Here is a 7,543-nt window from a genome sequence, read left to right on the forward strand (position 1 = left end):
TGTTGTCCTTTAGCATACTCTCAAATTATTCTCTTTCACACTTAAGTAATCATTTACTTTTTGTTTTAAAATAGCTCTTCCCCGAGCCAAATTAGATTTTGACGTTCCAACTGAAATATTCATCACTTCAGCAATTTCGTTGTGCGGATATCCATCCAAAACATATAAGCTAAATACCATTCGATACCTATCGGGTAATTCCTGCACCATTTTAAGCAAAACATCTAAAGAAATATCCAATTCGGAATAGTTTTCATCTCCATCATCTTCTATCTCAAGAAACTCATCAACAACTTGAATTTTCTTTGCTTTTCGAAATTTTTCGAGTGCGGTATTCACTATTATTCTCCTCATCCATCCTTCAAATGATCCTTTAAACTGATAAGATTTAATATTCTGGAAAATTTTAATGAACCCATCCTGCAAAGTGTCTTCAGCCTCGGCCAAATCTTTGGAATAGCGCAAACTCACCCCTAACATTTTAGAGGCAAATTCTACATAGAGAAATTCTTGAGCTTTCGATTTTCCCTTAATGCAATCCTTTATGATTTGATCCAACAGATGGTTTTCCAACTTCTTTCGTGGTTTAGCGCAAAACAGATTTGTCTGTTAGTTGCAGTAATTACAAATAGGTTGCGTTAAATTTAAGCTTTTTTTAAATATTTGATCCTCATCTCTACTCCTTAGATTTTCAAAATAAATGTAAAAAATAACACCTCCAAAAGCAACCAATTTCATTTTTACTCATCAAAAAGATAAGTCAACAGAAATATTAATTTAATATTTATTTAAAAATGAAAAAGTTAAAAATTAGCCTTCTATTATTAATATCCATATCATTACTGTCTGCATGTGACACAAACGATATTCAAGATGTTCAATTTAATGGTGCTGGCGATGTATTTGTGCGCTGCATTAAAGTTGGTGATGAAACTCAGTATGCTCCGGTATTTTATTCTTACTCGAATGAAAATTTATCCTTAACATCAGTTGAAAGTCCTGTATCAGAAGTGCCGGATTACAATTTAAGTGATTATTCTGCTGATAAAAGAGTGTTTAGACTACTTCCTAATGCTGCAGATTATTCAACTGATGATGTAGCCAATGGTATTTATCAATTTAAATTAACCTCTACAAAACAAGAAACAATCCAAACTCAGGATAAACTTTTGGATTCGAGAATTGACCCAATGGTTATTACTGATTTTACCTATACTAAAGAAGGCCATATTTTCGAAATTAAGTGGAATGAGTTGAATCATGCCGATACTTATGTGGTAAAATTAATGGTCGAGAAAGATGGATTGTCTTATTACATTTCTGATCGAATATCTGCAACAGAATATAAGTTTAATCAAAACTCAAAAAACTGGGCATACAATATTCAATTAACCGCCGGAAAAACTTATTGGCTAGGTGTATTTGGTTATGAATTTGAAAATTCTTCAGTCGCTGATGGATCAAACATCAACTGCGAAACTGTTGAGTACAAAGAGATTGTTTGGTAACAAAAAAATCCCGCATTCCAAAAAGATGCGGGATTTTAATGTTGATCGTTAATTAATTTATGAACCTATATTTAATCAGAATATATTCTGATAATTAGTTCTAATTTAGAAACCGATACCTAAAATAAGGTTAGCAGTTTCTGCCTGTGGATTAATACCGATCTTAGCCCATGTATTCAAAGAAAAATTCTCGGTAATTTTTACTGTTCTTGAAGCAGAAGCTCCAATGTTTACGAAACCAAAGCTCTCTCCGTAAACCTGATTTTCAAATGCATTAAGACCTGCAAATAAAGAAACTGTCTCTCCTCCAATTTTTACTGGATAGCCAAACTCTACATAGGTTGAGTAGTTCTGATCTCCGTTTGCATCCAAATCGCGACCATAAAGCATTGTACTCCAACTAACACTTAACGGAAAGTTATCAGCTACATAGAAATTGAAACTCGCATCAATCAAGTGATTTGTTGTGCTTTTGTCCAAATCAAGATAGTTGTAATCGTCGATAGAAGCTCTGTCTCTGTTTGCGAATAAATCCCAAACTGCAACATTAAAATGATCACTAAACTTATATCCTACGTGAAAATCGAACTCTGAATAAGTATTGTCAAATGCATATCCACCCCATGCTCCAAAAGTAAAATTTTCATTTGTATATGCCATATCCATTTCGAAGTTAGCAGTATTACTTACCATGATACCTCTCCAGTAGTGACGGGTAGTTACCGATGGACTTACTTCTACTTTACCTTGTGCGTTAACAGTAAGGTTTGAAGCCGTTATTATCATCAGAACTAATAATGCTGATAGTTTGAATGTAATTTTTTTCATCTTAATTTGAATTAGTTTCTGATAAGATTTGGATTAGCATGTATTCCAAATCTCATCAGACAGGTTAATTTTTGTAGTGGTTAATTTTATTATAAAGACATGAAAAGTACTGCCGCAATTACAGCTCCCAATACTGGTGCTACAATTGGGATCAAAGAATATCCCCAATCACTTGTTCCTTTATTATCCATTGGAAGAATTGCGTGCATAATTCTTGGACCTAAATCTCTTGCCGGATTAATTGCATATCCTGTAGTTCCGCCAAGTGAAAGACCTATAGCAACAACCAACAGAGCAACAGGTAAAGCACCCAAAGTTCCCAATCCAATTTTAGCACCTTCAATTCCTGAAGCTTGCAACGATGGACCTGCTAAATAAAAGATTACGAACACCAATACAAACGTTCCTATTATTTCGCTAATTGCATTGCTGGTAAGGTTTCTGATAGCTGGCCCCGTAGAGAAACAAGCTAATTTCGCTCCACCATCTTCTGTAGCATTAAAGTAATCGCGGTACATTAACCAAACCAAAAATGCTCCCATAGCCGCACCCAGCATTTGTGCTGCAATAAAAAGACCAACCTTCGACCAAGCAAACATACCTGCAACTGCAAGACCAATAGTAACAGCAGGGTTAAGATGTGCTCCTGAAACTGGACCTGCAACTGCAACTCCAGTAAATACCGCTAATCCCCAACCTAAAGTGATAACTATCCAACCACTGTTATTTCCTTTTGTTTTATTCAATACCACATTCGCTACCACACCATTACCTAGTAAAATTAGCAGCATTGTTCCTAAAAATTCTGCAATAAATTCATTCATAATATAAAATATTAAACAGGTTTTGTTATTAAAAAAGAAAATACCAGATTGTTTCTTTTCCTCCAATCTATCCATCACAAATCTGGTATTAATTCAAATAGCTTCTATTTAAGCTTACTCATCGATATCCCAATTCTTAGAACGTCCTAAAGCTTTATTCCAACCGGAAATAAGTCTTTTAGATTCGTCTTTAGCCATTGTAGGTTCGAATTTCCGATCCATCTGCCATTGATTTTTAATATCATCTATACCATCCCAATATCCTACTGCTAAACCAGCTAAGTAAGCTGCCCCCAAAGCAGTTGTTTCAAGAGTCTTAGGACGATAAACCGGTGCATCAAGTACATCCGACTGGAATTGCATTAACAAGTTGTTAATTGCGGCACCACCATCCACACGCAGCTCTCTAATTTCGATTCCAGCATCAGCTTCCATCGACTTCAAAACATCCATTACCTGGAAAGCGATTCCTTCCAAAGCAGCTCTTGCAATGTGAGCAGCGGTTGAACCTCTTGTAAGACCTACAATTGTTCCTCTGGCATACTGATCCCAATGTGGAGCTCCTAAACCTGTAAGAGCAGGAACCATAAATACACCACCATTATCTTTTACTGAAGTAGCCAATGCTTCAACATCTGCAGATGATTTAATAATACCTAATCCATCGCGTAACCACTGAACAATTGCACCTCCCATGAAAATACTTCCTTCCAGACAGTATGTAGTTTCGCCATTAATTTTCCATCCAATAGTTGTAAGCAAGTTATTTTTAGATTTTACCGGCTTATTTCCTGTATTACAAAGCATGAAACAACCTGTACCATAAGTATTCTTAACAGAACCCGGCTCTATACACATTTGACCGAAAGTTGCAGCCTGCTGGTCACCGGCAATACCTGCGATAGGTACTTTATGAGCAAATAATGTGGAAGTTGTATATCCGTAAATTTCAGAAGAAGACTTAACTTCCGGCAACATGCTTCCAGGGATATTTAACAGCTCTAACATTTCAGTATCCCACTTAAGAGTGTTAATATTATATAGCAAGGTTCTACTTGCATTACTTACATCAGTTACATGAACTTTGCCTTTTGTTAATTTCCAGATCAACCAGCTATCTATAGTCCCGAATGCCAACTTACCAGCTTCTGCTTTCTCGCGGGCACCATCAACATTGTCAAGAATCCATTTCACTTTCGTTCCTGAGAAATACGAATCAATAATCAATCCTGTTTTATCCTGAATCATATCAGCATGTCCGGCAGCTCTTAATTCATCACAATATTTTGAAGTTCTTCTATCCTGCCAAACAATTGCGTTATAAATTGGCTCACTGGTTTCACGATCCCAAACAACAGTTGTCTCTCTCTGGTTGGTAATACCAATACTGGCAATACTTTTACCATCAACACCAGCATGAGTAATTGCTTCTGCTGCTACACCTGCCTGAGTAAACCAAATTTCGTTTGCATTATGCTCCACCCATCCTGGCTGAGGAAAAATTTGTGTAAACTCTTTTTGCGCAGTACTAATCATCTCGCCTTTCTTGTTGAAAACGATAGCACGAGAACTTGTAGTTCCTTGGTCAAGTGCTAAAATAAACTTGTCTTTCATATTAATTCTAATTTTGGGTTATTGTGTTATTTAATTATCAATTTAATAGTAAGCTTATCAATAGATAACAATCCGGTTTTATAGATTTCTATCAGTTCGTATTGTTTATTAGGATCGCATAGAATGAAATACAGATTTTCATTTCAATTAAATATTGTATTTAGTTCATTTATTATTTAATTAAATCGATTGCGTTATTCACTCAAAACAAAAAAATCCAACTACAATACTGCTAATCAAAATAGTAGGGCACAACACATATCTTATCCACTTCTTCATTTTATCAGTATACTTTAATTTCTGTAATCGATTGCAGCAACATTGTAAAAAAAATCCCACTTAAAACTTCCCTTTTTCAATCTATCAAAAGCTCTGCAAATTTTTCTTTTTAGAGGATGGAAGAAAGGTGACAAGAATAACCACCTTTCTTCCTGGTGTAAAATGTAAGTGGATTTACGCTGAGTTAATTTTGTGCCAAAAACTAACTGATTAATATTATACCTAACAATTACAGCAGTACCTTTTTAATTTCCGAAGTACTGCTAACTTCTCACCGCAAATCCACTTCCTCAATTACTAATTATTGTAATATATATCGAGATGCTAACTCACTATATTTTTTAACCTGATCTTCTTCCCACTGCTTGTCGTACCCTAATTCTTTGGCCAACAATTCAGCAACTTTAGGAGCCATCAAAACACTTTCTTTTGCATCCAAAAGCAAACATCTTGTTCTACGGGATAATATATCTTCAACCGTTCTGGCCATCTCGTGTCTTGCTCCCCAAACTACCTGAGCATTAATTACCTTCAATTTTTCACTTAAATATTGATTTAGTCCGGTTTCTTTTTTTGCAAGATTTAAGATTTTTTCCTCATCAGAACCATAGAAAGACATTGGATTTTTCAAATCAACGCCATTCTTATAGCCATGTATTTTCAAATCACGGGTAATCGATTTCTTTTCCGGAAGTTTACCTGTTTTTGCTACAGTATCAATAACATCCTCTGCCATTTGGCGGTAGGTAGTCCATTTACCTCCGGTAATTGTAACCATTCCTGATTTTGAAACTACAATTTTGTGTCCTCTCGAAATCTCTTTGGTTCTTTTGCCCTCACCACTTGGTGCTGCTAAAGGTCTTAAGCCTGCAAACACACTTCTTACATCAGATCTTTTTGGCGGTTTTGTTAAGAATCTTCCTGCTGTTTCTAAAATAAAATTAATCTCTTCTTCCAAAGCTCTTGGTTCCAATTCTGCAGAATCCTTTTGTACGTCAGTTGTACCAACTACAACCTTACCATGCCAAGGCACTGCGAAAAGCACACGTCCGTCAGATGTTTTTGGAATCATAATAGCATGATCACCAGGCACAAACTCCTTATCCAACACCAAATGAACTCCCTGACTAACTTTTACTATGTCTCTTGCTTTAGGTTCATCCATCTTGATGATTTCATCAACAAATACACCTGTAGCATTTAGAATAACCTTCGCTTCCAAGGTGTATCTGGAACCGCTTTCCATATCTGTTACCAATACAGAATTTACTTTCCCATTGAATTTCTTTAATCCATCTCCCTTCATGTAGTTTACAGCAACACCGCCATTTTCTACAAATGTTTGACACAAGTTAACCGCTAATCGAGCATCATCAAATTGACCATCGTGATAAACAACACCACCACAAAGATTTTTTTCTTGTAAGGTTGGAATATATTTTAACGTACGCTTTTTTGAAAAAGGTAAAGAACGACCATAACTTAATTTCCCTGCCATTAAATCATACATGGTAAGTCCTAATGTGTAGTAAGGAGTTCCCCACCAAGTATAATTAGGAATAATGAATGATTGATCTTTCACAAGATGAGGAGCATTTTGTTTCATTAAACCTCTCTCCCGAAGCGCTTCCAATACAAGAGAAATATTTCCTTGTGCCAGATAACGAACTCCTCCGTGTACCAACTTGGTACTTCTGCTCGATGTTCCTTTAGCAAAATCATCTTGTTCCAAAAGCAAGGTTTTATATCCCCTTGTTGCAGATTCAATAGCTGCACCTAAACCTGAAGCACCACCACCTACAATGATAACATCCCACTTCTGATCCAATTTTTCAATTTCCCTAATCATCCTATCTCTTTCCATAACAGCTCAATAAATAGTTTATTCCTAATCTGAACTACTAAAGTTCTTTTTCCCAAAACTCCCAAATACTTCCATAAACATTTTCCTCATCACGAACACAGTTGTTTTTTTGCAGCACCAAAATGTCGAGGAAAAAGTCGTAAAGGCGATCGCCTACTTCCAAATTAAATCTCTGATCTTCCATTGCTAAATAATTTTCATTTAAAAATTAAATCTGTATACACAGTACATAGTATAGCTATGTTTCTTGTGAAAAAAATTGGAAGTATTACTTCCTGCGGATTATTATTGTGATTTTAGATGTTTCTAAAGCCTTTAATAATTCCTTCTTTACAAAGCTAAATAAAATACTTAGCTTTGCAAGGTATGTAGTATTATAATTGTTAATTCTTATTTAATCTAAATTCCACCACGAGCCAATAAAACACTAATAATAAATCAGTTATAATTCTAAATAAATATTAAATTTCTTAAAAAAACCAAAAAAATAAACTCTTAAAAAATCGAGTAGGTAGAGGGATTACTCCCTCGCCCTCTCACACCACCGTACGTACTCTCGTATACGGCGATTTCAAATTAATTTTGTAACAGTACATATTTATTCGACATATTAAACAAACCTAAAT

7 protein-coding genes are annotated in these 7,543 nt (G+C 35.3%); 1 reads left to right on the plus strand and 6 read right to left on the minus strand.

All coding sequences use genetic code 11. The features are described from left to right. Positions 1-9: 9 nt before the first annotated feature. On the minus strand, positions 10-573 hold the full coding sequence (locus BZG01_RS17120) for an RNA polymerase sigma factor (RefSeq protein WP_218973151.1): 564 nt from the start codon (positions 571-573) through the stop codon (positions 10-12). 221 nt (positions 574-794) lie between these two features. Between BZG01_RS17120 and BZG01_RS17125 the strand changes: the two genes are divergently transcribed. Beyond that, positions 795-1,508, plus strand: a complete 714-nt coding sequence (locus BZG01_RS17125; RefSeq protein ID WP_101311067.1) for a hypothetical protein — start codon at positions 795-797, stop codon at positions 1,506-1,508. A gap of 105 nt (positions 1,509-1,613) precedes the next feature. On the opposite strand, the gene BZG01_RS17130 is transcribed toward BZG01_RS17125, so the two are convergent. The 5 genes from BZG01_RS17130 to BZG01_RS21620 all read right to left on the minus strand — a co-directional run bounded on the left by BZG01_RS17130 (position 1,614) and on the right by BZG01_RS21620 (position 7,101). Further along, positions 1,614-2,336, minus strand: a complete 723-nt coding sequence (locus tag BZG01_RS17130) for a hypothetical protein (protein ID WP_101311068.1) — start codon at positions 2,334-2,336, stop codon at positions 1,614-1,616. A gap of 89 nt (positions 2,337-2,425) precedes the next feature. Beyond that, positions 2,426-3,160, minus strand: coding sequence for an MIP/aquaporin family protein (locus tag BZG01_RS17135; RefSeq protein ID WP_101311072.1), 735 nt, complete (start codon positions 3,158-3,160; stop codon positions 2,426-2,428). A 114-nt stretch (positions 3,161-3,274) separates the two neighbouring features. Further along, positions 3,275-4,774, minus strand: a complete 1,500-nt coding sequence (gene glpK / locus BZG01_RS17140) for a glycerol kinase GlpK (protein ID WP_101311069.1) — start codon at positions 4,772-4,774, stop codon at positions 3,275-3,277. A gap of 580 nt (positions 4,775-5,354) precedes the next feature. Further along, positions 5,355-6,917, minus strand: coding sequence for a glycerol-3-phosphate dehydrogenase/oxidase (locus tag BZG01_RS17145; RefSeq protein ID WP_101311070.1), 1,563 nt, complete (start codon positions 6,915-6,917; stop codon positions 5,355-5,357). 37 nt (positions 6,918-6,954) lie between these two features. After that, positions 6,955-7,101 (minus strand): hypothetical protein, encoded by a 147-nt coding sequence (locus tag BZG01_RS21620; protein WP_154675811.1) that lies wholly within the window; start codon positions 7,099-7,101, stop codon positions 6,955-6,957. Between the last annotated feature and the right edge of the window lie 442 nt (positions 7,102-7,543).

The sequence above is a fragment of the Labilibaculum manganireducens genome, assembly GCF_002843385.1.
In the GTDB taxonomy this organism is placed as follows: Bacteria; Bacteroidota; Bacteroidia; order Bacteroidales; family Marinifilaceae; genus Labilibaculum; species Labilibaculum manganireducens.

Excerpts from the sequence above, each read along its gene's own strand:
- BZG01_RS17145 (WP_101311070.1), bottom strand. The coding sequence starts at position 6,917 with ATGGAAAGAGATAGGATGATTAGGGAAATTGAAAAATTGGATCAGAAG.
- BZG01_RS21620 (WP_154675811.1), bottom strand. The coding sequence starts at position 7,101 with ATGGAAGATCAGAGATTTAATTTGGAAGTAGGCGATCGCCTTTACGAC.
- BZG01_RS17130 (WP_101311068.1), bottom strand. The coding sequence starts at position 2,336 with ATGAAAAAAATTACATTCAAACTATCAGCATTATTAGTTCTGATGATA.
- BZG01_RS17135 (WP_101311072.1), bottom strand. The coding sequence starts at position 3,160 with ATGAATGAATTTATTGCAGAATTTTTAGGAACAATGCTGCTAATTTTA.
- BZG01_RS17125 (WP_101311067.1), top strand. The coding sequence starts at position 795 with ATGAAAAAGTTAAAAATTAGCCTTCTATTATTAATATCCATATCATTA.
- glpK (WP_101311069.1), bottom strand. The coding sequence starts at position 4,774 with ATGAAAGACAAGTTTATTTTAGCACTTGACCAAGGAACTACAAGTTCT.